Annotated in this window: 25 protein-coding genes; 19 read left to right on the top strand and 6 right to left on the bottom strand. The window is 68.0% G+C overall.

Features of this window, described 5'->3' with window-relative positions:
• The first annotated feature begins 7 nt into the window (after positions 1-7).
• From BM013_RS08475 to BM013_RS08445, 7 genes are all read left to right on the top strand, one after another.
• Positions 8-865 carry a hypothetical protein gene (locus tag BM013_RS08475; RefSeq protein ID WP_093125370.1) on the top strand — a complete coding sequence of 286 codons (858 nt, stop codon included), beginning with the start codon at positions 8-10 and terminating at the stop codon, positions 863-865.
• Positions 862-1,218 (top strand): hypothetical protein, encoded by a 357-nt coding sequence (locus BM013_RS08470; RefSeq protein ID WP_093125367.1) that lies wholly within the window; start codon positions 862-864, stop codon positions 1,216-1,218. Before BM013_RS08475 ends, BM013_RS08470 begins: the two co-directional genes overlap by 4 nt.
• Positions 1,215-2,306: a histidinol-phosphate transaminase gene (gene hisC / locus BM013_RS08465; RefSeq protein ID WP_093125364.1), complete on the top strand. Its 1,092-nt coding sequence runs from the start codon at positions 1,215-1,217 to the stop codon at positions 2,304-2,306. The genes BM013_RS08470 and hisC overlap by 4 nt, the downstream gene beginning before the upstream one ends.
• Positions 2,303-2,920 (top strand): imidazoleglycerol-phosphate dehydratase HisB, encoded by a 618-nt coding sequence (gene hisB / locus BM013_RS08460; RefSeq protein WP_093125362.1) that lies wholly within the window; start codon positions 2,303-2,305, stop codon positions 2,918-2,920. Before hisC ends, hisB begins: the two co-directional genes overlap by 4 nt.
• A 19-nt stretch (positions 2,921-2,939) precedes the next feature.
• Positions 2,940-3,599 carry an imidazole glycerol phosphate synthase subunit HisH gene (gene hisH / locus BM013_RS08455; RefSeq protein ID WP_093125359.1) on the top strand — a complete coding sequence of 220 codons (660 nt, stop codon included), beginning with the start codon at positions 2,940-2,942 and terminating at the stop codon, positions 3,597-3,599.
• A gap of 63 nt (positions 3,600-3,662) precedes the next feature.
• The gene (gene hisA, locus BM013_RS08450; RefSeq protein ID WP_093125356.1) at positions 3,663-4,403 is read left to right on the top strand and encodes a 1-(5-phosphoribosyl)-5-[(5-phosphoribosylamino)methylideneamino]imidazole-4-carboxamide isomerase; all 741 of its coding nucleotides are present in this window, start codon (positions 3,663-3,665) and stop codon (positions 4,401-4,403) included.
• Positions 4,404-4,422: 19 nt separating this feature from the next.
• Positions 4,423-5,592 (top strand): AAA family ATPase, encoded by a 1,170-nt coding sequence (locus BM013_RS08445; RefSeq protein ID WP_093125353.1) that lies wholly within the window; start codon positions 4,423-4,425, stop codon positions 5,590-5,592.
• A gap of 16 nt (positions 5,593-5,608) precedes the next feature.
• Here the strand turns inward: BM013_RS08445 and BM013_RS08440 are convergent, their stop codons facing one another.
• A complete protein-coding gene (locus tag BM013_RS08440; protein WP_093126732.1) occupies positions 5,609-6,514 on the bottom strand; it encodes an amino acid ABC transporter substrate-binding protein in 906 nt (301 codons plus the stop codon).
• An 11-nt stretch (positions 6,515-6,525) separates the two neighbouring features.
• Entirely contained in the window at positions 6,526-7,833 is a 1,308-nt protein-coding gene (locus BM013_RS08435) for a dicarboxylate/amino acid:cation symporter (protein ID WP_093125350.1), read from the bottom strand.
• A 167-nt stretch (positions 7,834-8,000) separates the two neighbouring features.
• Between BM013_RS08435 and BM013_RS08430 the strand changes: the two genes are divergently transcribed.
• The 9 genes from BM013_RS08430 (at position 8,001) to tatC (ending at position 12,927) form a co-directional block, all read left to right on the top strand.
• Complete coding sequence (locus BM013_RS08430) at positions 8,001-8,834, top strand: D-hexose-6-phosphate mutarotase (protein ID WP_093125347.1); 834 nt, start codon at positions 8,001-8,003, stop codon at positions 8,832-8,834.
• Between the two features lie 19 nt (positions 8,835-8,853).
• Positions 8,854-9,639, top strand: coding sequence for an imidazole glycerol phosphate synthase subunit HisF (gene hisF, locus BM013_RS08425; RefSeq protein WP_093125344.1), 786 nt, complete (start codon positions 8,854-8,856; stop codon positions 9,637-9,639).
• A 65-nt stretch (positions 9,640-9,704) separates the two neighbouring features.
• The gene (hisI, locus tag BM013_RS08420; protein ID WP_093125341.1) at positions 9,705-10,094 is read left to right on the top strand and encodes a phosphoribosyl-AMP cyclohydrolase; all 390 of its coding nucleotides are present in this window, start codon (positions 9,705-9,707) and stop codon (positions 10,092-10,094) included.
• 8 nt (positions 10,095-10,102) lie between these two features.
• Positions 10,103-10,504 (top strand): phosphoribosyl-ATP diphosphatase, encoded by a 402-nt coding sequence (locus tag BM013_RS08415; protein ID WP_371279728.1) that lies wholly within the window; start codon positions 10,103-10,105, stop codon positions 10,502-10,504.
• Between the two features lie 13 nt (positions 10,505-10,517).
• On the top strand, positions 10,518-10,907 hold the full coding sequence (locus tag BM013_RS08410) for a DUF4870 family protein (protein ID WP_093125336.1): 390 nt from the start codon (positions 10,518-10,520) through the stop codon (positions 10,905-10,907).
• On the top strand, positions 10,897-11,256 hold the full coding sequence (locus tag BM013_RS08405) for a histidine triad nucleotide-binding protein (protein WP_093125333.1): 360 nt from the start codon (positions 10,897-10,899) through the stop codon (positions 11,254-11,256). Before BM013_RS08410 ends, BM013_RS08405 begins: the two co-directional genes overlap by 11 nt.
• A gap of 65 nt (positions 11,257-11,321) precedes the next feature.
• Positions 11,322-11,567, top strand: a complete 246-nt coding sequence (gene tatA, locus BM013_RS08400) for a Sec-independent protein translocase subunit TatA (protein WP_093125331.1) — start codon at positions 11,322-11,324, stop codon at positions 11,565-11,567.
• A 13-nt stretch (positions 11,568-11,580) separates the two neighbouring features.
• Positions 11,581-12,051, top strand: a complete 471-nt coding sequence (gene tatB / locus BM013_RS08395; RefSeq protein WP_093125328.1) for a Sec-independent protein translocase protein TatB — start codon at positions 11,581-11,583, stop codon at positions 12,049-12,051.
• A gap of 66 nt (positions 12,052-12,117) precedes the next feature.
• Complete coding sequence (gene tatC, locus BM013_RS08390) at positions 12,118-12,927, top strand: twin-arginine translocase subunit TatC (RefSeq protein ID WP_093125325.1); 810 nt, start codon at positions 12,118-12,120, stop codon at positions 12,925-12,927.
• A gap of 206 nt (positions 12,928-13,133) precedes the next feature.
• On the opposite strand, the gene BM013_RS08385 is transcribed toward tatC, so the two are convergent.
• Entirely contained in the window at positions 13,134-14,294 is a 1,161-nt protein-coding gene (locus BM013_RS08385; RefSeq protein WP_093125322.1) for a trypsin-like peptidase domain-containing protein, read from the bottom strand.
• A gap of 292 nt (positions 14,295-14,586) precedes the next feature.
• Between BM013_RS08385 and BM013_RS08380 the strand changes: the two genes are divergently transcribed.
• From BM013_RS08380 to pdxA, 3 genes are read left to right on the top strand one after another with little or no spacing between them, the layout of a single operon-like run.
• On the top strand, positions 14,587-15,975 hold the full coding sequence (locus BM013_RS08380) for an MFS transporter (RefSeq protein WP_093125319.1): 1,389 nt from the start codon (positions 14,587-14,589) through the stop codon (positions 15,973-15,975).
• Positions 15,972-16,745, top strand: a complete 774-nt coding sequence (locus BM013_RS08375; RefSeq protein ID WP_093125317.1) for a Nif3-like dinuclear metal center hexameric protein — start codon at positions 15,972-15,974, stop codon at positions 16,743-16,745. Before BM013_RS08380 ends, BM013_RS08375 begins: the two co-directional genes overlap by 4 nt.
• On the top strand, positions 16,742-17,818 hold the full coding sequence (pdxA, locus tag BM013_RS08370) for a 4-hydroxythreonine-4-phosphate dehydrogenase PdxA (RefSeq protein WP_093125315.1): 1,077 nt from the start codon (positions 16,742-16,744) through the stop codon (positions 17,816-17,818). The genes BM013_RS08375 and pdxA overlap by 4 nt, the downstream gene beginning before the upstream one ends.
• 25 nt (positions 17,819-17,843) lie before the next feature.
• Here the strand turns inward: pdxA and mscL are convergent, their stop codons facing one another.
• From mscL to BM013_RS08355, 3 genes are all read right to left on the bottom strand, one after another.
• A complete protein-coding gene (mscL, locus tag BM013_RS08365) occupies positions 17,844-18,278 on the bottom strand; it encodes a large conductance mechanosensitive channel protein MscL (protein WP_093125312.1) in 435 nt (144 codons plus the stop codon).
• Positions 18,279-18,337: 59 nt separating this feature from the next.
• On the bottom strand, positions 18,338-20,827 hold the full coding sequence (locus BM013_RS08360) for a tetratricopeptide repeat protein (RefSeq protein ID WP_093125309.1): 2,490 nt from the start codon (positions 20,825-20,827) through the stop codon (positions 18,338-18,340).
• Positions 20,828-20,980: 153 nt separating this feature from the next.
• Positions 20,981-21,870 (bottom strand): YadA-like family protein (locus BM013_RS08355; RefSeq protein WP_177225441.1); only part of this gene is annotated, 890 nt, incomplete at its 5' end.

The raw sequence follows: 21,870 nt of genomic DNA, 5'->3' as shown, positions 1-21,870 counted from the left end.
AAGCAAGATGATTGACCGTCTGTACCGTTCGCGTCTTTTCCGATTCGCCGCAGGACTCGTCGCGGGCGCCGCAATGCTGGCCGCCTGCAGCCAGATGCCGCAGGCGCCGCGCGACTTTTCCGCCGTCGGCGTGACCTCCAGCGCCGCGCCGGCCCCGGCCGCACCCGCGCCGCAGCTCGGCACGCAATGGGGCGAGGGCCTCGAGTCGAAGACCCACACCGTCGTCACCAAGCGCCTGTCCGCCCAGCCCGACGACATGGCCTCGCTCGGCTACAACGAGGCTTCCGCCGTGCGCCGCGCTGTCGGCGGCAATCCGGAGCGCCGCCTGGGCCTGCTGCTGGCCGACGGCGACATCGAATGGTCGGTGCTCGACGAGGAAGGGCGCCCGCTGCCGCTGCAACGCGCGCGCCGTGGTGCTGGCGGCAGTGGCGTCAGTGGCGGTGATGACGACATGTTCCGCCTGGCCGGCGTTCAGGGCTCGCGCTACACGCTGCGCTTTCGCAACCTCAGCGAGCGCAGCTACGAGGTGATCGCCACGGTCGACGGCCTCGACGTGCTCAACGGCAAGCCCGGCAGCATGCGCAACGGCGGCTACGTGCTGCGCCCGCTGCAGTCGCTGACCATCGAGGGCTTCCGCAAGAGCCAGAACGAGGTCGCGGCCTTCCGCTTCGCCGCTCCGGGCCGGGCCTACGCGGCGAACACCGAGGCCGGCGACGTGCGCAACATCGGCGTGATCGGCGCCGCGCTGTTCGAGCTCGAAGAGCGCGACGCCCCGCGCCGCGCCCGCCGCGAGCCCGCGGGCGCGCAGCCCAGCGCCTTCCCGGCCGACGGCGCCTACGCGCCGGCGCCCCGCTACCGAAAATGACGACCCGCAAGCGCGCCGCCTTCCTGCTGCTCGCCCTGGCGGCGGCCGCCGGCGCGCAGGCCATGAGCATCCGCGAACTGCGCACGCTCGAGGCCGCCGAAAAAGACGGCAAGGCCTACGCCAGCTACTACCTGGTGGGGGTGCTCGAAGGCCTTCGCGAAGGCGTCGAGTCGTCGCAGCGCGACGGGCGTAAGCCCGCGTTCTGCGTCGAGGGCCGCCGCCTCGAGCCCGCCATGGCGCGCTCGCTCTACCAGACCGAGCTGACGCGCAACGCCGACAGCTACGAAGCCGACATGCCCGTGCAACTGGTCATGTCCGGCGCCCTGAAAAACAGCTACCGCTGCACCCGATGACCGCTCCTGAATCCGTCCGCCCCCCGATCGACCGCATCCGCAACGACGTGCGGGCCATGCATGCCTACGCGGTGCAGGACGCCAGCGGCTTCATCAAGCTCGACGCCATGGAGAACCCCTTCGGCCTGCCGCCCGCGCTGCAGGCCGAGCTGGGCGCGCGGCTGGGCGCGCTGGCGCTCAACCGCTACCCGGGCGAGCGCGGCGCCGAGCTGCAGCGCGCGCTGGCCGCGCACGCGCAGATGCCCGAAGGCTTCGCGCTGATGCTGGGCAACGGCTCGGACGAGCTGATTTCGCTGCTCGACATCGCCTGTGACCAGCCCGGCGCCACCGTGCTGGCGCCGCTGCCCGGCTTCGTGATGTACGCCATGAGCGCGCAGCTGCAGGGCCTGCGCTTCGTGGGCGTGCCGCTGACGGCCGACTTCGAGCTGGACGAGGCCGCCATGCTGGCCGCCATCGCGCGCGAGAAGCCCGCCATCGTCTACCTTGCGTACCCGAACAACCCGACCGCCAACCTCTGGGACGACGCCGTGATCGAGAAGATCGTGCAGGCCCAGGGCGCGCAGGGCGGCCTGGTGGTGATGGACGAGGCCTACCAGCCCTTTGCCGCGCGCAGCTACATCGACCGCCTGGCGAAGCACGACCACGTGCTGCTGATGCGCACGCTCAGCAAATTCGGCCTGGCCGGCATCCGCCTGGGCTACCTGATGGGCCCGGCCGCGCTGGTCGCCGAGATCGACAAGGTGCGCCCGCCCTACAACATCAGCGTGCTCAACTGCGAGTGCGCGCTGTTCGCGCTGGAGCACACCGAGGTGTTCGAGGCCCAGGCCCGGCAGATCCGCGAGGAGCGCGAGCGCCTGATGACGGGGCTCGGCCGCCTGCCCGGCGTGAAGACCTGGCCCAGCGACGCCAACATGATCCTGCTGCGCGTGCCCGATGCCACCAAGACCTTCGAGGGCATGAAGACGCGCGGGGTCCTGGTGAAGAACGTTTCTAAAATGCACGAACTGCTCGCCAACTGCCTGCGCCTCACCGTCGGAACGGCCGACGAGAATGCGCGGATGCTCGCGGCACTCGAAGCCTCACTATGACCACCCCCACCCCCCAGGACAGCGGCGACCGCATCGCGTCCGTCACCCGCAACACCGCGGAAACCAGGATCACCGTCAGCGTCAACCTCGACGGCACCGGCAAGGCCAGGCTGTCGACCGGTATCGGTTTCTTCGACCACATGCTCGACCAGATCGCCCGCCACGGGCTGATCGACCTCGACATCGACTGCCAGGGCGACCTGCACATCGACGGCCACCACACGGTGGAAGACGTGGGCATCACGCTCGGCCAGGCCGTGGCCAAGGCCATCGGCGACAAGAAGGGCATCCGCCGCTACGGCCATGCGTACGTGCCGCTGGACGAGGCGCTCAGCCGCGTGGTCATCGACTTCTCGGGCCGCCCGGGCCTGGTGATGCACGTGCCCTTCACCAGCGGGATGATCGGCACCTTCGACAGCCAGCTCACCTACGAGTTCTTCCAGGGCTTCGTGAACCACGCCTTCGTCACGCTGCACATCGACAACCTCAAGGGCATCAACGCGCACCACCAGTGCGAGACCGTGTTCAAGGCCTTCGCGCGCGCCATGCGCGGCGCGCTCGAGCTCGATCCCCGCTCCGTCGGGGTGATTCCATCGACCAAGGGTTCGCTCTGAAACGCGCCGGCGAACAGCTATGAAATCTGTAGCAGCAAATACCGTCGCGGTCGTCGACTACGGCATGGGCAACCTGCACTCCGTGTCGCAGGCCGTGCGCCACGCGGCCGACCAGGTGGGCGTGGAAGTGTTCGTCACCTCCGACCCCGACGTGGTCCGCAAGGCCACCCGCGTGGTGCTGCCGGGGCAGGGCGCCATGCCCGACTGCATGCGCGAGCTGCGCGACTCCGGCCTGCAGGAGTCGGTGCTCGAGGCGGCGGCCAGCAAGCCGCTGTTCGGCGTGTGCGTGGGCATGCAGATGATGCTGTCGCGCAGCGACGAGGGTCCGACCGACGGCCTGGGCCTGATTCCCGGCGAAGTCGTCAAGTTCGACCTGGCCGGCCGGCTGCAGCCCGACGGCAGCCGCTTCAAGGTGCCTCAGATGGGCTGGAACCAGGTGCGCCAGGCCCAGCCGCACCCGGTGTGGGCCGGCGTGCCCGACCAGAGCTATTTCTATTTCGTGCACAGTTTCTACGCCCGCCCGGTCGACCCCAGGCACAGTGTGGGCGAGGCGGAATACGGCGCGAGCTTTACCGCAGCCATCGCACGCGATAACATTTTTGCCACCCAGTTCCACCCCGAGAAGAGTGCGGACCATGGGTTGCAGCTCTATCGCAATTTCCTCCACTGGAATCCCTGAACCTATTTTTCCGACCGGGCCGAACCTTCCACAGCCCGGCATTTGCACACTCGCGTCACTTCCATGCTCCTCATTCCCGCCATTGATCTCAAAGACGGCCACTGCGTTCGCCTCAAGCAGGGCGACATGGACCAGTCCACCATCTTCAGCGAAGACCCCGCTGCCATGGCCCGCAAGTGGGTCACGGCCGGCGCGCGCCGGCTGCACCTGGTCGACCTGAACGGCGCCTTCGCGGGCAAGCCGCAGAACCACGCCGCGATCAAGGCGATCCTGAAGGAAGTCGGCGACGACATCCCGGTGCAGCTCGGCGGCGGCATCCGCGACCTCGACACCATCGAGCGCTACATCGACGACGGCCTGCGCTACGTGATCATCGGCACCGCCGCGGTCAAGAATCCTGGCTTCCTGAAGGACGCCTGCAGCGCCTTCGGCGGCCACATCATCGTGGGCCTGGACGCCAAGGACGGCAAGGTCGCCACCGACGGCTGGAGCAAGCTCACGGGCCACGAAGTGGCCGACCTGGGCAAGAAGTTCGAGGACTACGGCGTCGAGTCGATCATCTACACCGACATCGGCCGCGACGGCATGCTCTCGGGCATCAACATCGAGGCCACCGTCAAGCTGGCGCAGGCGCTGACCATTCCGGTGATCGCCTCGGGCGGGCTGTCGAACATGATGGACATCGACAAGCTCTGCGCGGTCGAGTCCGACGGCGTCGAGGGCGTGATCTGCGGTCGCGCCATCTACTCGGGCGACCTCGATTTCGCTGCCGCGCAGGCTCGCGCGGACGAACTGGGCGCCTGACGCCTTCATTGCGCAGCGCGTGCTTTCCGCGCTCGCCATTGCCAATTACCGCTCGCTGCGCCAGCTGACGGTGCCGCTGGGCCGGCTCACGGTCGTGACCGGCGCCAACGGCAGCGGCAAGTCGAGCGTGTACCGGGCGATGCGGCTGCTGGCCGACATTGCCAACGGCGGCGTGATCCGCTCGCTGGTGCGCGAAGGCGGGCTTTCATCGACTCTGTGGGCCGGGCCCGAACGCTTCTCTGCGGCCATGCTGCGTGGCGAGGTGCCGGTGCAGGGCACATCGCGCAGCGAGCCGGTCGCGCTCAAGCTGGGGTTCGCCGGGGTCGAGGCCGAAGACTTCGGCTATGCCATCGACATCGGCCTGCCGCTGCCGAGTTCGTCGGTCTTTTCGAACGACCCGCAGATCAAGCACGAGGCCATCTGGAGCGGTCCGCTGCTGCGCCCTTCGACGCAGCTGGTCGACCGCAAGGGCGCCGCGCTGCGCCTGCGCGACGGCAAGGGCTGGCAGGCCGTCGGCCGGCCGGTTCCGGCCTTCGCCAGCATGATGACCGAGCACGCCGATCCGCGCGACGCGCCCGAGATGCTCACGCTGCGCGAGCAGATGCGCTCCTGGCGCTTCTACGACCATTTCCGCTCCGACGCCGAGGCGCCCGCGCGGCAACCGCAGCTGGGCACCTACACGCCGGTGCTCGCCAACGACGGCGCCGACCTGGCCGCCGCGCTGCAGACCATCCGCGAGATCGGCGACGGCGAGGCGCTCGACCGCGCCGTGGACGACGCCTTTCCGGGCGCCAGCGTCGAAGTGCAGGTGAGCGGCGACCGCTTCGAGACGCTGATGCACCAGCACGGCCTGCTGCGGCCCCTGACGGCCGCCGAACTGTCCGACGGCACCCTGCGGTACCTGTTGTGGATCGCGGCGCTGCTGACGCCCCGTCCGCCGGCGCTGCTGGTGCTCAATGAACCCGAGACCAGCCTGCACCCCGACCTGCTGCCCGCGCTGGGCCGCCTGATCGCCCAGGCGGCACGGGAGTCGCAGGTGATCGTGGTGTCTCATGCCGCCAGGCTGATCGCCGCGCTGGAAGACAGCGACAGCCTGCAGCCGGTGGTGCTGGAGAAGCAGTTCGGCGAAACCCGCATCGCCAACCTCGACATGAGCGAGATTCCGCGCTGGGAGTGGCCAGCGCGGTAGGCGAGCGCGAGGGCCCTTATTCCGCCTTCACCGACATCGTCTGGATGATCGTATCCAGCTGCGCGCTCATCGGCAGGTTGATGCTTTCGCCCGTGGGCAGCTTGCGCAGGAACCAGCGCTTGTACTGGCGCTCGATCTCGCCGTCTTCCGCCAGCACCTGGAAGGCGTCGACGACCACCTTGTTGAGCTGCGCGTCGCCCTTGCGGTACATGATCCCGTAGGGGTCGTAGGACAGGAAGTCGCCGACCACCTCGTAGTTCGCCTTGGCGGCATCCTGCGCGATCAGGCCGTAGAGCAGCACGTCGTCGGTGGCGAAGGCGTCGGCCTGGCCGCTCTTCACCAACCCGAAAGACTCCGCATGGTCGGGCGTCACCACCAGGTTGATGCCGAGCTTGAACTTCTCCGACAGCTCGCGCAGCGTCTTCTCGTTGGTGGTGCCGGCCGTCACCGCCACCTTCTTGCCGGCCAGGTCGCGGAACGACTTGATCGGCGAGCCCTTCTTCACCAGCACCTTGGTGCCCGAGACGAACATGGTCGGCGAGAAGGCCACGCGCTTCTGGCGCTCGAGGTTGTTGGTGGTGGAGCCGCACTCCAGGTCGACCTTGCCGCTGGCGACCGCGTCGATGCGCGAGTCGGAGGTCACGGGCACCCACTTGATGGTGAGGCTCCTGTTCACCGCGTCCTCGATGGAGCTCACCAGCGAGCGGCAGAGTTCGATCGAATAGCCGATCGGTTCCTTGCGCGCGTTGAGGTACGAGAACGGCACCGACGACTCGCGGTAGCCGATGGTGATGGCGCCCGTTTCGCGCGCCTTGGCCAGCGTGCCGGTGAGTTCCTGCGCCTGCGCGGGAACCGCCAATACGCAGGCGAAGGCCGCCAGCAGTGCCGCAAAAGCGGATGGCAGCGTGCCGATGCGCTTCATGGCGTTGCCGTTCACGCGTGCGCCGGGTGGGCGAGGGTGGCGTTGGCTTCCTCGTCGATCGCCCGGGCATTGGTCTCGGCGTCGCTCTCGGAGAGCAGCTCGCCTTCCCACTTGGCGACCACCGCGGTGGCGATGGAGTTGCCCACCGCGTTGGTGGCCGAGCGGCCCATGTCGAGGAAGGTGTCCACGCCCAGGATCAGCAGCAGGCCGGCCTCGGGAATGTCGAAGTGGTTGAGCGTGGCGGCAATCACCACCAGCGAGGCGCGCGGCACGCCGGCCATGCCCTTGGAGGTGAGCATGAGGATCAGCAGCATCGTGACCTGCGTGCTGATGGGCATGTGGATGTTGTAGGCCTGCGCGATGAACAGCACGGCGAAGGTGCAGTACATCATCGAGCCGTCCAGGTTGAACGAGTAGCCCATGGGCATCACGAAGCTGGAGATCTTGCGCTTCACGCCGAAACGGTCGAGCGCCTGCAGGATCTTCGGATACGCGGCTTCCGAACTGGCGGTGGCAAAGGACAGCAGGAAGGCCTCCTTGATGAGCACCAGCAGCTTGAACACGCGCGGCCCGAGGAACAGGAAGCCCGCCAGCACCAGCACGCTCCACAGCACGAACAGGCCCAGGTAGAAGTCGCCCATGAACACCGCGAACTTCAGCAGGATGCTCAGCCCGTTGACAGCCACCGTGGCGGCCATGGCGGCCAGCACCGCGAGCGGCGCGAGCTTCATGACGTAGCCCGTGATCTTCAGCATGGCGTGCGACAGTTCCTCGATGGCCGCCACCAGCGTCTTGGCCTTGTCGCCCAGCGAGGCCAGCGCCACGCCGAAGAACATCGAGAACACCACGATCTGCAGGATCTCGTTGTTGGCCATGGCCTCCACGAACGACTTGGGCACCGTGTGGCTCACGAAGTCCTTCAGCGTGAACTTGGAAGTGGCCAGGTTGGCCGAGGCGCCGATGTCGGGCAGCGGCAGGCCGAGGTTGTCGCCGGGCTTGAGCAGGTTGGCCATGATCAGGCCGATGACCAGCGAGACCAGCGATGCCGTCAGGAACCAGCCGATGGCCTTGCCGAACACGCGCCCGACCGACTTGGCGTCGCCCATGTGCGCGATGCCCACCACCAGCGTGGAGAACACCAGCGGGCCGATCAGCATCTTGATCAGGCGCAGGAACACGTCCGAGACGATGGAGACGTAGTCCGCGATCTCCTTGGCGGCCTTCTTGTCCGGAAAGCTCGTGAAGATCATGTAGCCCACGATGATGCCCAGCACCATCGCGATCAGGATCCAGGCGGCCATCGGCAGCTTTTTCTTCATGCGTATCCCCTTTTGTCTGTGTGGAGTGATTTTTGGAGTGCACGGGACCGACTTGCATGCTGTCTTCACCGCAAGCGGTCACAGGGTATCCAAGAAGGCCCCGGGCACGCAATGGCCCCGGATGCCAATTCCGTGCCACCGCGCGGGCGCTGCCTACAATTCTCGCCATGGAAATCACCCCGATCGAGTTTCGCGGCCAGCCCGCATTGCGTGCCACAGGCGCCGATGGAAGCACCCTCACGGTGGCATTGCACGGTGCGCAAGTGCTGTCCTGGACGGCGGCCGACGGGGTCGAGAGGCTTTACCTGAGCCCTTCGGCGGTGTTCGACGGGCAAGCCGCCATCCGCGGCGGCGTGCCCATCTGCTGCCCCCAATTCAACCAGCGCGGCATGTTGCCCAAGCATGGATTCATGCGCAATTTGCCTTGGAAGCACGAGGCGTCCGACACACCGGAGTCACTTCGGCTGAGCTTGCGCGACACCGACGCCACCCGCGCGCTGTGGCCGCACGCTTTCGAGGCACGGCTGGAGGCCACCCTGTCGGCCGGCCAGCTGCGCACCTCGCTCACGCTCACCAACATCGACCGCGCGCCCTGGACCTTCGCCGCCGCGCTGCACACCTACCTGCGCGTGGACGACATCGCCGATACCCGCCTGGAGGGCCTGCAGGGTGCCAACCGCTGGGATTCGCTGCGCGACGACCGCCACGTGGAAACCGCGGCCGCGTTGCATTTCGATGCAGAGTTCGACAGTGTCTACGCCGCCCCCGCACAACCGCTGCGCCTGGTGCAGCCCGCCGGCACGCTGGAGATCTCGCAAAGCGCGAGCTGCAGCGAAACCGTGGTCTGGAACCCCGGCGCGGTGCTCGGTGCGAAACTCGCCGACATGCCCGCGGACGGCTTCCGGCACATGCTGTGCGTCGAAGCCGCCCGCATCGACGAACCCGTGCTGCTCGCCCCCGGCGCCCAATGGCAGGGCTGGCAACAGCTCCGCGTCCTCTGATTCCTTACCCGTTCATCCCATGCTTGCCAAACGCATCATTCCCTGCCTCGACGTCACCGGTGGCCGTGTCGTCAAGGGCGTCAACTTCGTCGAACTGCGCGACGCCGGCGATCCGGTCGAGATCGCCGCGCGCTACAACGCGCAGGGCGCCGACGAGCTGACCTTCCTGGACATCACCGCCACCAGCGACGGCCGCGACCTGATCCTGCCGATCATCGAGGCCGTGGCCTCGCAGGTCTTCATTCCGCTGACCGTGGGCGGCGGCGTGCGCACCGTGGCCGACGTGCGCCGGCTGCTCAACGCGGGCGCCGACAAGACCAGCTTCAACTCGGCCGCCATCGCCGACCCCCAGGTGATCAGCGACGCCGCGCAGAAGTACGGCTCGCAGTGCATCGTGGTCGCCATCGACGCCAAGCGCCGCAGCCCCGAAGAGGCCGCCACGCGCGGCGCGGGCTGGGACGTGTACAGCCATGGCGGGCGCAAGAACACCGGCCTGGACGTGGTCGAGTGGGCCACCGAGATGGCGCGCCGCGGCGCCGGCGAGATCCTGCTGACCAGCATGGACCGCGACGGCACCAAGAGCGGCTTCGACCTGGAGCTGACCCGCGCGGTGAGCAACGCCGTCAACGTGCCGGTGATCGCCTCGGGCGGCGTCGGCAGCCTGGACGACCTGGCCGACGGCATCCAGACCGGCGGCGCCGACGCGGTGCTGGCGGCCAGCATCTTCCACTACGGCGAGCACACGGTCGGCGAGGCCAAGGCCCGCATGGCGGCCCGGGGCATCCCGGTGCGCATCGACCAGTGAGCGGCCCCGCAGGGCGCAGCTCGAACGCCTCTCAAGGGTCTTTTGCCATCCCTGACAATAGCGCCATGAATTGGCTCGATGAAGTGAAGTGGGACGCGAACGGCCTGGTGCCGGTCATCGCGCAGGAGCAGGGCAGCAACGACGTGCTGATGTTCGCCTGGATGAACCGCGAGGCGCTCGAGAAGACCGCCGAGCTCGGCCGCGCGGTGTATTTCAGCCGCTCGCGCAACAGGCTCTGGTTCAAGGGCGAGGAGTCGGGCCACGTGCAGACCGTGCACGAGATCCGCCTCGATTGCGACAACGACGTGGTGCTGCTCAAGGTCACCCAGCTCGGCCACGAGCCGGGCATCGCCTGCCACACCGGGCGCCACAGCTGCTTCTTCAGCAAGTACGACAAGGGCCAGTGGACCGTGGTCGAACCGGTCTTGAAAGACCCGGAATCCATCTACAAATGACGGCCCCCGTGAACGCTGACAACACCGACAACACCTCCGACGCCCTCGCGCGCCTGGCCGCGGTCATCGAAAGCCGCCTGCCCGCGCAGGGCGGCGACCCCGAGAAGAGCTACGTCGCGCGCCTGCTGCACAAGGGCCCCGACGCCTTCCTCAAGAAGATCGGCGAGGAAGCCACCGAGGTCGTGATGGCCGCCAAGGACGCCGATCACGGCGGCGACCGCTCGAAAATAGTGAACGAAGTGGCCGACCTGTGGTTCCACACCATGGTGGCGCTGGCGCACTACGGTTTCTCGCCCGCCGACGTCACCGCGGAGCTCGAGCGCCGCGAAGGCACCAGCGGCATCGAGGAAAAGGCCCTGCGCAAGGTGCGGGCCCGGGAAGCTGGAGAGGCTGACGCATCCAACGATTGAAAGGACACCGACCATGGCCAACGACATCGTGAACGCGAAACCCGACGACTCCCTCAAGACCTGGGGCTGGGTCAGCTACGTCCTGCACCTGATCGTGGCCATCGGCGCCGTCGTGCCGGGGGCGCAGGCCTCCATCGTCATCCTGCTGGTCGCGCTGGTGATCGACTTCGTCAAGCGCGACGACGCGGCCGGCACCTGGCAGGCCTCGCATTTCAGCTGGCGCATCCGCTCGGTGCTGTGGGCGGGGCTGCTGTACATCCTGACGATCTGGCTGTTTCTCGTGTTCTACGTCCCGGGCTGGATTGCCTGGAGCCTGATCTCGCTGTGGTTCCTGTACCGGATCGTGAAAGGCATGATCCGCATGAACGACGGCCGCCCCATGGAACCCAAAGATGTCATCTGACCCGAACTGCGTCTTCTGCAAGATCATCGAGGGCAAGATCCCCTCCCGCAAGGTCTACGAGGACGAGGACCTGTTTGCTTTTCACGACATCGCGCCCTGGGCGCCGGTGCATTTCATGATGGTGCCCAAGAAGCACATCGCCTCGATGGCGCAACTCACGCCGGACGATGCGGCGCTCATGGGCAAGATCATGACGCTGGCTCCCAAGCTGGCGCTGGAGCAGGGCTGCAGGCCCTATCCGGAGGGCGGCTTCCGGGTCGTCGTCAACACGGGCAACGAGGGTGGGCAGGAGGTTCATCATCTCCATGTCCATGTCATGGGCGGTCCCCGGCCCTGGCTTCGCGGCTGAGCGGCGTTAAGCCAAACTGTCACATTCCACCCGACTAAAATCGGACACATTCTTAGGAGTTCTCCATGGGTTCTTTTTCCATCTGGCACTGGCTGATCGTGCTGCTCGTCGTGGTCATGATCTTCGGCACCAAGAAGCTGCGTAACATGGGTTCGGACCTTGGCGGCGCCGTCAAGGGCTTCAAGGACGGCATGAAGGACGGCAGCGCGGACGCGCCGGCCGGCACTTCGGCACCGGCCCAGCAGGTGACCGGCCAGCCGGCCAACAGCGACAAGTCGACGATCGACGTCGAAGCGCGTCAGAAGTCCTGAGCGCAGACCGCACGTGCTCGACCTCGGCATTGAGAAGCTGGCGCTGATCGGCGTCGTGGCGCTGATCGTCATCGGCCCGGAGAAGCTGCCGCGCGTGGCGCGCACCGTGGGCACCTTGCTCGGCAAGGCGCAGCGGTACGTGAACGACGTCAAGGCCGAAGTCAACCGATCGATGGAGCTCGACGAGCTCCGCAAGATGAAGACCACGGTGGAGGATGCGGCCCGCGACGTCGAGCACAGCATCCACACCGGGGCGAGCGACTTCGAGAAGCAGTTCAGCGGTTCGGGCGAAACGCTGTCGGCGCTGGCCGAGCCCGAGCCGCCACCGCCGCCCGAATACAAGCATCCGCGCAAGAACTGGCGGCTGAAGCAGGGCGCCACGCCGCAGTGGTACAAGTCGCGAAACGGCGTGCGCACCAAGGCGCTGTCGGGTGCGGCGCGCGTCGCGCGTTTCCGCCCGCACACGATCAACAAGATCACCTAGCGCACCCCCACCACCGCGTTCCCCGAGCGCCGCACGCCGGCCGACGTCACGCTTTCTTCTTTTCCAATGGCCGATTCCGACAACAAGAACAACGACAAAGAAGACGAGCTGGCGGGCACCGAACAGCCGTTCGTGGCTCACCTGGTCGAGCTTCGCGACCGCCTGCTCTATTGCGTGTATGGCCTGGTGATCGCGGGCATCCTGCTGGCGATCTGGCCCGGCCCCGGCGGGCTGATCGACATCATCGCGATGCCGATCAAGGCGCACATGCCGCACGACGCCAAGCTCATCGCCATCGGCGTGTTCTCGCCGTTCTTCGTGCCGCTCAAGGTGCTGATGATGGCGGCCGTGCTGCTGGCGCTGCCCTGGCTCATGTACCAGGCGTGGATGTTCGTGGCGCCCGGCCTCTACAGCCATGAAAAGAAGTTCGCGCTGCCGCTGATCTTCTTCGGCAGCCTGCTGGCCTATGCCGGCATCGCCTTCGTGCAGCTGTTCGTGCTGGACAAGATGTTCAGCTTCATCCAGCGCTTCGCCCCGGCGGCGGTGCAGGCGACGCCCGACATCTCCTCGTACGTCGAGGCCATCCTGTCGCTGTACATCGCCTTCGGCGTGGCCTTCCAGGTGCCGATCGTGGTGATGCTGCTGGTGCGCTTCGAGATGGTGACCATCGAGAAGCTGAAGTCCTTCCGCGGCTACTTCATCGTGGTCGCGTTCGTCGTGGCCGCCGTGCTGACGCCGCCCGACGTGGTCTCGCAGCTGGCGCTGGCGGTGCCCATGTGCCTGCTGTACGAGGTGGGCATCATCGGTGCCAGGTACTTCGCCAGCTCGGTCAAGAAGCCCGAAGACGAAGAAAGCGCGGACTCGGCTTCCAGCTGATCTTGCGAAGGGGTGCGGGGCCCGGGGGGCTCGCCATCGGCGAACCTCGGTCTGCCCAATCCCCGGAATTCCCCCGAATTCCCTGAGTTCCTGAACACCGCGACACCGGCTATGCCGAGCCTCGGGTGCTGCTCCCCGGGGCAAAGGGGTGGCGAAGAAGGAAGAAGCGCACGATGTGTGCGCAACCCCGGGGAAGGCTTTTTACTTTATTCCGGCTGGTTCGGCACCTGCCGCACCGGGCTCTTCGGCCGCAGCCCCGGCATCACATCCAGTTCCATCTTGTCGCTGCCGCGCTGCAGCGCGAACCGCGCGGTGCTGCCGGGCTTCAGGCCGGCCACCGCGGTCAGCAGCGCCTGCACGCTGTCGGTCTTCTTCTCGCCCACCGAGGTGATCACGTCACCCGGGCGAATGCCGGCCTTGGCGGCCGGGCCGTTCTGCAGCACGCCGGTGATGATCACGCCCGCGTCCGCCTTCACGCCGAAGGTCTCGGCCAGTTCGGGCGACAGCTCGTTCGGCTCGACGCCGATCCAGCCGCGGCGCACCTGGCCTTCCTTCACGATCCCCTCGAGCACGATCTTGGCCATCGACACCGGAATGGCGAAGCCGATGCCCATGCTGCCGCCCGATCGCGAGTAGATGGCGGTGTTGATGCCCTGCAGGTTGCCGTTCACGTCGATCAGCGCGCCGCCCGAGTTGCCGGGGTTGATGGCCGCGTCGGTCTGGATGAAGTTCTCGAAGTTGTTGATGCCGAGCTGGTTGCGGCCCAGCGCCGAGACGATGCCGCTGGTCACGGTCTGGCCCACGCCGAAGGGGTTGCCGATGGCCAGCACCTGGTCGCCCACCTGCAGCGCGTCGGAGTCGCCCAGCACGATCACGGGCAGCTTGTCGAGCTCGATCTTCAGCACGGCCAGGTCGGTGTCGGGGTCGGTGCCGATCACCTTGCCGCGCGCGTGGCGGCTGTCGTTGAGCGTCACCTCGATCTCGTCGGCGCCCTCCACCACGTGGTTGTTGGTGAGGATGTAGCCGTCGGTGCTGACGATCACGCCGCTGCCCAGGCCCACCTGGGGCTGGTCGTCCTGGTCGCCGAAGAAGAAGCGGAACCACGGGTCGTTGCTGCGCGGGTGGCGCTGCGCGGCCTTGCTGGTGTTGATGCTCACCACCGCCGGCGAGGCCTTCTTGGCCGGCACGCTCAGGCTGCCGGGCGCCGCCGCGGCGGGGGCGCCGGCCGGTGCTTCCACGATCGACACCACGCCGCCCAGCGAGGTCGCGCGCCTGTTGAGCCATTCGGGCTTGAGCGTCGCAACGACGAAGTAGGCCGCGAGCAGGACAGTCACGGCTTGGGCAAAGAGCAGCCAGGTGCGTTTCATGAAAAATCGGTGAAAAAGACGGAGGAACGCTGCCGTGGGGCGCAGCAATGTGGCCAATTGTCCCTCAACCGCACGAGCCGGAAACCGCGCCGCGAGGTCGAGATTGAGCAATACCGCCTGCGTGAATCCGGGTAAACACCTAGCATCGCGGAGCGAGCCCATCCGGCCCGTGTTCTCAGGCCTCCCGCACTGCCCACCCGGCGGAGGCGGCCAGGCGTTCGTCGGCGCGCCATTTTTCCGTTTCTCACCCGGTCCCGCGGGCTGGCGCGCGGTTTCGACCTCCTTGCCAGCCATGACTCCAGAAGCAACCCTCCACGACGGCGCCCAGACCGCGCCGTCCGCCCCGTCCGCGCCCCCCAGCACGTCCCGCACCCTCGGTGCGAGCGACTACAAGACCCTCGCCCTGTCCGCCCTCGGCGGCACGCTCGAGTTCTACGACTTCGTCATCTACGTCTTCTTCGCCACCGTGGTCGGGGCGCTGTTCTTCCCGGCGGACATGCCCGACTGGCTGCGGCAGCTGCAGACCTTCGGCATCTTCGCGGCCGGCTACCTGGCGCGCCCGGTGGGCGGCATCGTCATCGCGCATTTCGGCGACATCTTCGGGCGCAAGCGCATGTTCACGCTGTCGATCTTCCTGATGGCGGCGCCCACGCTGGTCATCGGCCTGCTGCCGACCTACGCGAGCATCGGCGTCGCGGCGCCCCTGCTGCTGCTGGCCATGCGCGTGCTGCAGGGCGCGGCCATCGGCGGCGAGATGCCCGGGGCCTGGGTGTTCGTGGGCGAGCACGTGCCGGCCAGGCGCTATGGGTTCGGCATCGGCATGCTGACCTCGGGCATCACCGGCGGCATCCTGCTGGGCTCGCTGGTCGCGGTGGCCATCAACCGCCACTATTCGCCGGAGCAGGTGAGCGGCTTCGCCTGGCGCCTGCCGTTCATCCTGGGCGGCGTGTTCGGGCTGGTGTCGGTGTACCTGCGCCGCTTCCTGCACGAGACGCCGGTGTTCAAGGAGCTGGCGGGCCGGCGCACCGTGGCGCGCGAGCTGCCGCTGCGCACCGTGCTGCGCGAGCATCGCCTGGCCTGCGTGTACGTGGCACTGCTGACCTGGGTGCTGTCGGCCGCCATCGTGGTGGTGGTGCTGTACACGCCCACGTACCTGCAGAAGGTGCACCACATTCCGGCCGCGCTGGCACTCGAAGCCAACGCGCTCGCCACGCTCACCCTGACGCTGGGTTGCATGCTGGCCGGCTGGGCCAGCGACCGCATCGGCACGCGCGCGGTGATGCTGGTCGGCTGGGGCGGCCTGTTTGCCACGGCCTACCTGTTCTACACCGGGCTGCCCGGCACGCCGTCGACGCTGTACGCGCACTACGCGCTGGTGGGCCTGTTCGTGGGCACCATCGCCACCGTGCCGATCGCGGGCGTGCGCGCCTTCCCGGCGCCAGTGCGCTTCACCGGGCTTTCGTTCGCCTACAACATGTCGTACGCCGTGTTCGGCGGGCTGACGCCGGTGATCCTCACGCTCTGGCTGCAGCGCGACAGCATGGCGCCGGCGCATTACGTCGCGGTGCTGGCTGGCCTGGGCTTCCTGCTCGCGTTCCTGCCGCTGGCGGCGCGCGGCCATGCCATGCGCGATGGCGTGGCGCCCGAGGTCGGCGGGGGCAGCGCGACAATGTCGCGATGAGCACCACCCGCCACGAACTGCTTCACGCATTCGACCTGCTGCTGGCCCCCGGCCGCTTCAAGGACTATGGACCCAACGGCCTGCAGGTCGAAGGGCGCACCACGGTGCGCAAGATCGTCTCCGGCGTCACGGCCAGCCGCGCGCTGATCGAGGCCGCGATCCACGCCGAGGCCGACGCCATCTTCGTGCACCACGGCCTGTTCTGGCGCGGCCAGGACGGCCGCGTCACCGGCTGGATGAAGCAGCGCCTGGGCCTGCTGCTGGGCAGCGACGTCAACCTCTTCGCCTACCACCTGCCGCTGGACGCGCACCCCGAGCTCGGCAACAACGCGCAGCTCGGCCTGCAACTGGGGCTCGTGGCGCACCCCGGCGCGGGCGGGCGTTTCGGCGAGCAGGAGCTGGGCTTCCTGGGTGCGCCGGACAGCGGCGAAGGCTTCGCCGACGCCAGGACGCTCGCCACGCACGTCGAAAAAGTGCTCAAAAGGCCGGTTACGCTCGTCGATACTGCGCATCGCGCTATCAAGAACATAGCGTGGTGCACGGGCGGCGCGCAAGGCTACTTCGAGGCCGCCATCGCGGCCGGCGCCGACGCCTTCATCACCGGCGAGATCTCGGAGCCGCAGGCCCACTACGCGCGCGAGATGGGCGTGGCCTTCCTGGCTTGCGGGCACCACGCCACCGAGCGCTACGGCGCGCCCGCGGTGGCGGCCCACGTGGCGGCGCAGCTCGGGCTCGAACACCAGTTCATCGACATCGACAACCCGGCATGAGCAACGCACCCATCGGCATCACGCTCGGCGATCCCGCGGGCATCGGCCCGGAGATCATCGTCAAGGCGTTCCGCGACGCGCCCGATGCCACGCGCGGCGCGTTCGTGGCCGGCGACGTGGGCACGGTGCGCAAGGCGTCCCAGGCCCTGGCCGTGCCGGGCCGGCCGGCCTGGCCGGTGCTCGAGATCGACACCGTTGCCGAGGCCGCCACCGTGCCGCCGGGCTGCATCCCGGTGCTGCAGGTGATCGCGGCGCCGTCGCGCATCGAGACCGGCCGCATCAGCGCCGAGGCCGGCCGCGTGGCGGGCGAATGCGTGGTGTGGGCCGCGCGGGCCGCGTTGCGCGGCGAGATCTCCGCCATCGTCACCGCGCCGCTGCACAAGGAGGCGCTGTCGGCCGCGGGCTTTCCGTACCCCGGCCACACCGAGCTGCTGCAGGCCGAGGCCGCCGCCCACCTGGGCCGCACCGTGGCCGACGTGCCGGTGCGCATGATGCTGGCCAACGACGAGCTGCGCACCGTGCTCGTCAGCATCCACATGTCGCTGCGCCATGCCATCGAGGCGGTGGATTTCGAAGGCGTGCTCGAAACCCTGCGCATCACCCACCGGGCGCTGACCCATGCGCTGGGCCGCGTGCCGCGCGTCGGCGTGGCGGGGCTGAATCCGCATGCGGGCGAGGGCGGGTTGTTCGGTTCGGAAGAGCTGCACATCATCGCGCCGGCCATCGAGGCCGCGCGCGCCGAAGGCATCGACGCCAGCGGGCCCCATGCGCCCGACACCGTCTTCATGCGCGCGCGCGCGAAGGCGGGCGTGCCGTCCAGCGGCGAGTTCGACGTGGTGGTGGCGATGTACCACGACCAGGGCCTGATCCCGGTCAAGTACCTGGGCGTGGAGAAGGGCGTGAACGTGACGCTGGGGCTGCCGCTGGTGCGAACCAGCCCCGACCATGGCACCGCCTTCGATATCGCGGGCACGGGGCGGGCCGATGCGTCCAGCCTCGTGGAGGCGTTGCGCATGGCCCGGGTGCTCAGTGGCGCTCAGCCCAAGAGCGCTCAGGGCGCTCAGGGCTCTTAAGGGCGCTCACGGCACCTGAAGCCGCTCACGGGCGTTGCTTGAGGCTGTCGCGGATCTCGCGCAGCAGCACCACGTCTTCGGGCGTGACGGGCGCCGCGGCGGCCGCCGGCTCGTCGTTGCGCTTGAGGCGGTTGATCTGCTTGACCATCATGAAGATGATGAAAGCCAGGATCACGAAGTTGACCGCGATGGTGATGAAGTTGCCGTAGGCCAGCACCGGCACGCCGGCCTTCTTCAGGTCGGCCAGCGTGTTCGCCACGCCGGCCGGCGCCGTGCCCAGCACCACGTAGAGGTTCGAGAAGTCGAGCCTGCCGAACACCAGTCCGACCACCGGCATGATGATGTCGGCCACCAGCGAGTCGACGATCTTGCCGAACGCGGCACCGATGATCACGCCGACCGCGAGGTCGATCACGTTGCCCTTGACGGCAAATTCCTTGAATTCACTGAGGATGCTCATGATTCAAAAGGCTGCTGGAGCTCTGCTGTTGAAGGAGAGCCGAGTATGCCCGCGATTGCTCACTTCTCCAGCGGGCGCAGCGCAACGTCGACGTGCGCGGCGGCCAGCCCGCTGCGGCTGCGCGCGGCGATCTGCCGGAAGCCGTCCTCCAGGTGCCGCACGAAACGCGGCGTGTCGAAGTAGCCGCGGCGCGCCTCCTTGGCCGCCGCGAGCCGTGCGCGCAGCGCGGCCAGTTCGCCGGGGTGCGTGGCGTAGTGAATGGCCTTGTGCACGTACGCGGCATGGTCCGTGGCCACCAGCTCGGGCAGCCCGATGGCGCCGAGCAGGCTGCCCGCCATGCGCGACACCATCGTCGTGCCCGTGAGCGCCAGCAGCGGCACGCCCGACCACAGCACGTCGTTCGCGGTCGCGCCGCTGCTGTAGGGGAAGGTGTCGATGAACAGGTCGGCCAGGCCGATGCGCGCCAGGTGCTGGTCGACCGGCATGCGCGGCGACACGACCAGGCGTTCGGCCGCCAGGCCCGCGGCTTCCCAGTGCGCGCGCAGGTTGCGCTCGAAGCCGTCGGGCCCCTGCGCCAGCCACAGCACCGCGTTCGGAATGCCCTGCACGATGCGCACCCACGCGTCGAAGGTCTCGGGCTGGATCTTGAACGACTGCGAGAAGTTGCACAGCACGAAGGCGTCCTCGGGCAGGCCGTGCGCGGCGCGCGTGGCCTTGCGCGGGTTCACCGGGCGCTGCGTGTCGATCACCTGGAAGGTCTCGGGCAGGCGCAGCAGTTTTTCCGTGTAGCAATCCTCGGTGCCCGGCGGCGAGAGGAAGTTGTCGGACACCAGGTAGTCGTAGCTCGGCGTGCCGCTGGTGCCCATGTAGCCCAGCCACATGAGCTGCGCGGGCGCCGCGTGGTAGGCCATCACCTGCGGCTTGGCGCCGCGCGTGTCGCCCGACAGGTCGATCAGGATGTCGATCTCGTCCTCGCGGATGCGCTCGGCCATCTGCTGGATCGACTGGCCGTGCATGTCGACGAAGTGCTCGGCCGACGCGGCGATGCGCGCGCGCGCCGGGTGGCCGTCGTCGGGGCCGTAGGAATAGACGAACACCTCGAATGCGTTGCGGTCGTGCAGGTTGAAGAGCTCGGCCGTGAGGTGGGCCACCGGGTGGTTGCGGAAGTCGAACGAGTAGTAGCCCACGCGGATGCGCGGCGCCGTGCGGCGCGCGCCGGCATCGGCAAAGGACCTGATGCCCGCGTTCGTGTCGGCGAGCGTGGCCGAGCGTTGCGTCCAGGCCATCAGGCGCTTCGCGTCGTCGTAGTTCGACATGAGGATGAAGGAGGACGCGGTCTGGTCGTTGTCCGGCCTGTCCAGGCGCGTGGCGATGCGCTCGCGCAGTTCGGGCGTGCCGTCCCAGCGCGCGATGTGCGCCTTTTCGCCGAGCAGCCACACCATCGCCGGCATGAAGTCCGGGTCGTCGCGCATGCACTGCTCGAACTCCGCAATGGCCGCTTCGGACTGGCCCGCCATCACGTAGGTCACGCCCAGGTTGCAGCGCGCCAGCACCTGGCCCGGATGCAGTTCGAGCGCCTTCTTCAGCACCTCGATGGCGGCGTCGTAGTGGCCCTGGCGGAAGTTGTTGGCGCCCAGGTTGTTGAGCAGCGCTTCCTGCTCCGGCATCGATTCCAGGGCCAGCCTGTACAGCTCCGCCGATTCGCCGAAGCGCATCGCCGCGCCCTCCAGCGTGGCGCAGACACCGTAGAGCGCGGCCATGGCGTCGGGTTCCGACAGCGCCCGGGCGCGCACCTCGATCGTCGAATGGCGCATGGCGCGCTGCATGGGACTCACCGCGTCTTCGTTGCGGCCGCAGTGGATCAGCGCGCGGGCCAGCAGGTAGCTGGCCTCGAAGTCCGGCGGCTCGGTCTGGGCCTGCTCCAGGGAGGCGAGCGCACCCGTCCAGTCGTTCTGGTGCGCGCGGATCTTGCCGATGTTCTTGTGCGCGACGATGTAGCCCGGGTCCAGCCCGAGCGCCCGCGCGAACTGCTCGACGGCTTCGTCGAAGCGGTCCTGTTCCATGTCGATGGCGCCGGCGTTGTTCCATGCGGCCGGCGCTTGCGGTGCGAGCCGCGTGGCCTCGGCCGCGGCCTCGCGCGCCTGGCGGAACTTCTTCTGCTGGCGGTACACCGCCGACAGGTTCACGTAGGCCTCGGGGTAGTTCGGCTGCGCCTTGACGGCGCGGCGCAGGTCCTGCTGCGCTTCGGCCAGCAAGCCCATGTGCATGAAGATCGTGGCGCGGGTGTTGAAGTAGAAGTGGTGCGGCGTGCGTGCGATCGCGCGGTTCACATAGTTCAGCGCCAGCTTCGGCCGGCCTTGCCGGTACAGCGCCTCGCCCGTGAGATGGAGTGCGTCGGCGTGCTCCGGAAAGCGGCTCAGCAGGTGCTCGTAGACCTGCAGCGCCTCGGCGAACCGGCCCACCCGGTGCAGCCCCAGTCCCTGTTCCAGGAGGCGGCCGGCATCTTCGGCCGGGGCGGCGGGAGCGGGGGCAAGAGAAGGTGAATTCATGACGCCGTGGAGTGAACGCTCAAGAGACCGACCGATGCAGGCGCGGCCTCGATATCCATGAAAAAGGCCGGCCACCCAGTATAGGGGCCGGCCTTGCGCGGAGTCCCTCCGGCGAGCGGTGCGGCGCACAGGCCGCAGCGCTCGCCGAACGGCTTACCAGGACCAGGATGCGCCGACGCCGCCGCCGACCTTGCCGTTGTTGCCGCTGCCGAAGTTGACCCTGATCTGTGCGGACTCGCCGATGCGGAAGCTGGCGGCCGCCGCGATGGCCGAGCGGCCGTCGTACGTGCCCACGCCCACGCCGAGCCCGAAGTTCTTGCCCGCCTCGAGCGCCGGCACCGCGGCCGCCGCCATCGCGATGGCCGCGCCGGTGCTGCTGATCTTGCGTGCGTCCTGGACCTCGGTGCGCACCTGGTTCAACTGCGACATGTTCGCGGCGTCCGTCGGCAGCACGCCCGGTGCCACGTTCTGAACGCGGCCGTTGGCGACCACGCCGTTGCCCGCGGTGACCGTGCCGCCGGCGGTCACGTTGCCCGTGACGTTGACCGTTCCTGCGTTCAAGGTGGTGACGTTGCCCGTCACCGCGTTGATGGTGGTGATGTTGCCGGTCTGCGTGTTCAGCACCGTGATGTTGCCGTTGGCGGCCGTGATCGTCTGGAAGTTGCCGGTGGTCGCGTTCACCGTGCTCGCATTCACCGTCGACGCGCTCATCGTGCCGACGCTCAGTGCGTTGATGGTGGCGCTGGCGGCCGACAGGTTGGTGGTGCTGACGCTGGTGGCGTTCAGCGTGTTGATCGTGCCTTGCGCCGCCGAGAGGTTGGTCGTCGTGAGGTTGGTCGACGTCAGGTTGTTGATCGTGCCGCTCGCCGCCGACAGGTTCGAAGTCGTGACGTTGGTGGCGTTGAGCGTGCCGATCGTCCCGGTCGTGGCCGAGAGGTTGGACGTGGTGATGTCCGTCGCGTTCAGTGTGCCGATGGTGCCTGTGGTTGCCGACAGGTTGGACGTCGTGATGTCCGTGGCATTGAGCGTGCCGATGGTCCCCG

This window comes from Variovorax sp. OK605 (assembly GCF_900115445.1).
In the GTDB taxonomy this organism is placed as follows: Bacteria; Pseudomonadota; Gammaproteobacteria; order Burkholderiales; family Burkholderiaceae_C; genus Variovorax.
The sequence above is the reverse complement of the archived record's forward strand: the minus strand, read 5'-3'. Positions and strand labels throughout refer to the sequence as shown.

Bases quoted from the DNA above. Each gene is read 5' to 3' on its own strand.
- BM013_RS08475 (WP_093125370.1), top strand. From the start codon at position 8: ATGATTGACCGTCTGTACCGTTCGCGTCTTTTCCGATTCGCCGCAGGA.
- BM013_RS08470 (WP_093125367.1), top strand. From the start codon at position 862: ATGACGACCCGCAAGCGCGCCGCCTTCCTGCTGCTCGCCCTGGCGGCG.
- hisC (WP_093125364.1), top strand. From the start codon at position 1,215: ATGACCGCTCCTGAATCCGTCCGCCCCCCGATCGACCGCATCCGCAAC.
- hisB (WP_093125362.1), top strand. From the start codon at position 2,303: ATGACCACCCCCACCCCCCAGGACAGCGGCGACCGCATCGCGTCCGTC.
- hisH (WP_093125359.1), top strand. From the start codon at position 2,940: ATGAAATCTGTAGCAGCAAATACCGTCGCGGTCGTCGACTACGGCATG.
- hisA (WP_093125356.1), top strand. From the start codon at position 3,663: ATGCTCCTCATTCCCGCCATTGATCTCAAAGACGGCCACTGCGTTCGC.
- BM013_RS08440 (WP_093126732.1), bottom strand. From the start codon at position 6,514: ATGAAGCGCATCGGCACGCTGCCATCCGCTTTTGCGGCACTGCTGGCG.
- BM013_RS08435 (WP_093125350.1), bottom strand. From the start codon at position 7,833: ATGAAGAAAAAGCTGCCGATGGCCGCCTGGATCCTGATCGCGATGGTG.
- BM013_RS08430 (WP_093125347.1), top strand. From the start codon at position 8,001: ATGGAAATCACCCCGATCGAGTTTCGCGGCCAGCCCGCATTGCGTGCC.
- hisF (WP_093125344.1), top strand. From the start codon at position 8,854: ATGCTTGCCAAACGCATCATTCCCTGCCTCGACGTCACCGGTGGCCGT.
- hisI (WP_093125341.1), top strand. From the start codon at position 9,705: ATGAATTGGCTCGATGAAGTGAAGTGGGACGCGAACGGCCTGGTGCCG.
- BM013_RS08410 (WP_093125336.1), top strand. From the start codon at position 10,518: ATGGCCAACGACATCGTGAACGCGAAACCCGACGACTCCCTCAAGACC.
- BM013_RS08405 (WP_093125333.1), top strand. From the start codon at position 10,897: ATGTCATCTGACCCGAACTGCGTCTTCTGCAAGATCATCGAGGGCAAG.
- tatA (WP_093125331.1), top strand. From the start codon at position 11,322: ATGGGTTCTTTTTCCATCTGGCACTGGCTGATCGTGCTGCTCGTCGTG.
- tatC (WP_093125325.1), top strand. From the start codon at position 12,118: ATGGCCGATTCCGACAACAAGAACAACGACAAAGAAGACGAGCTGGCG.
- BM013_RS08385 (WP_093125322.1), bottom strand. From the start codon at position 14,294: ATGAAACGCACCTGGCTGCTCTTTGCCCAAGCCGTGACTGTCCTGCTC.
- BM013_RS08380 (WP_093125319.1), top strand. From the start codon at position 14,587: ATGACTCCAGAAGCAACCCTCCACGACGGCGCCCAGACCGCGCCGTCC.
- BM013_RS08375 (WP_093125317.1), top strand. From the start codon at position 15,972: ATGAGCACCACCCGCCACGAACTGCTTCACGCATTCGACCTGCTGCTG.
- pdxA (WP_093125315.1), top strand. From the start codon at position 16,742: ATGAGCAACGCACCCATCGGCATCACGCTCGGCGATCCCGCGGGCATC.
- mscL (WP_093125312.1), bottom strand. From the start codon at position 18,278: ATGAGCATCCTCAGTGAATTCAAGGAATTTGCCGTCAAGGGCAACGTG.
- BM013_RS08360 (WP_093125309.1), bottom strand. From the start codon at position 20,827: ATGAATTCACCTTCTCTTGCCCCCGCTCCCGCCGCCCCGGCCGAAGAT.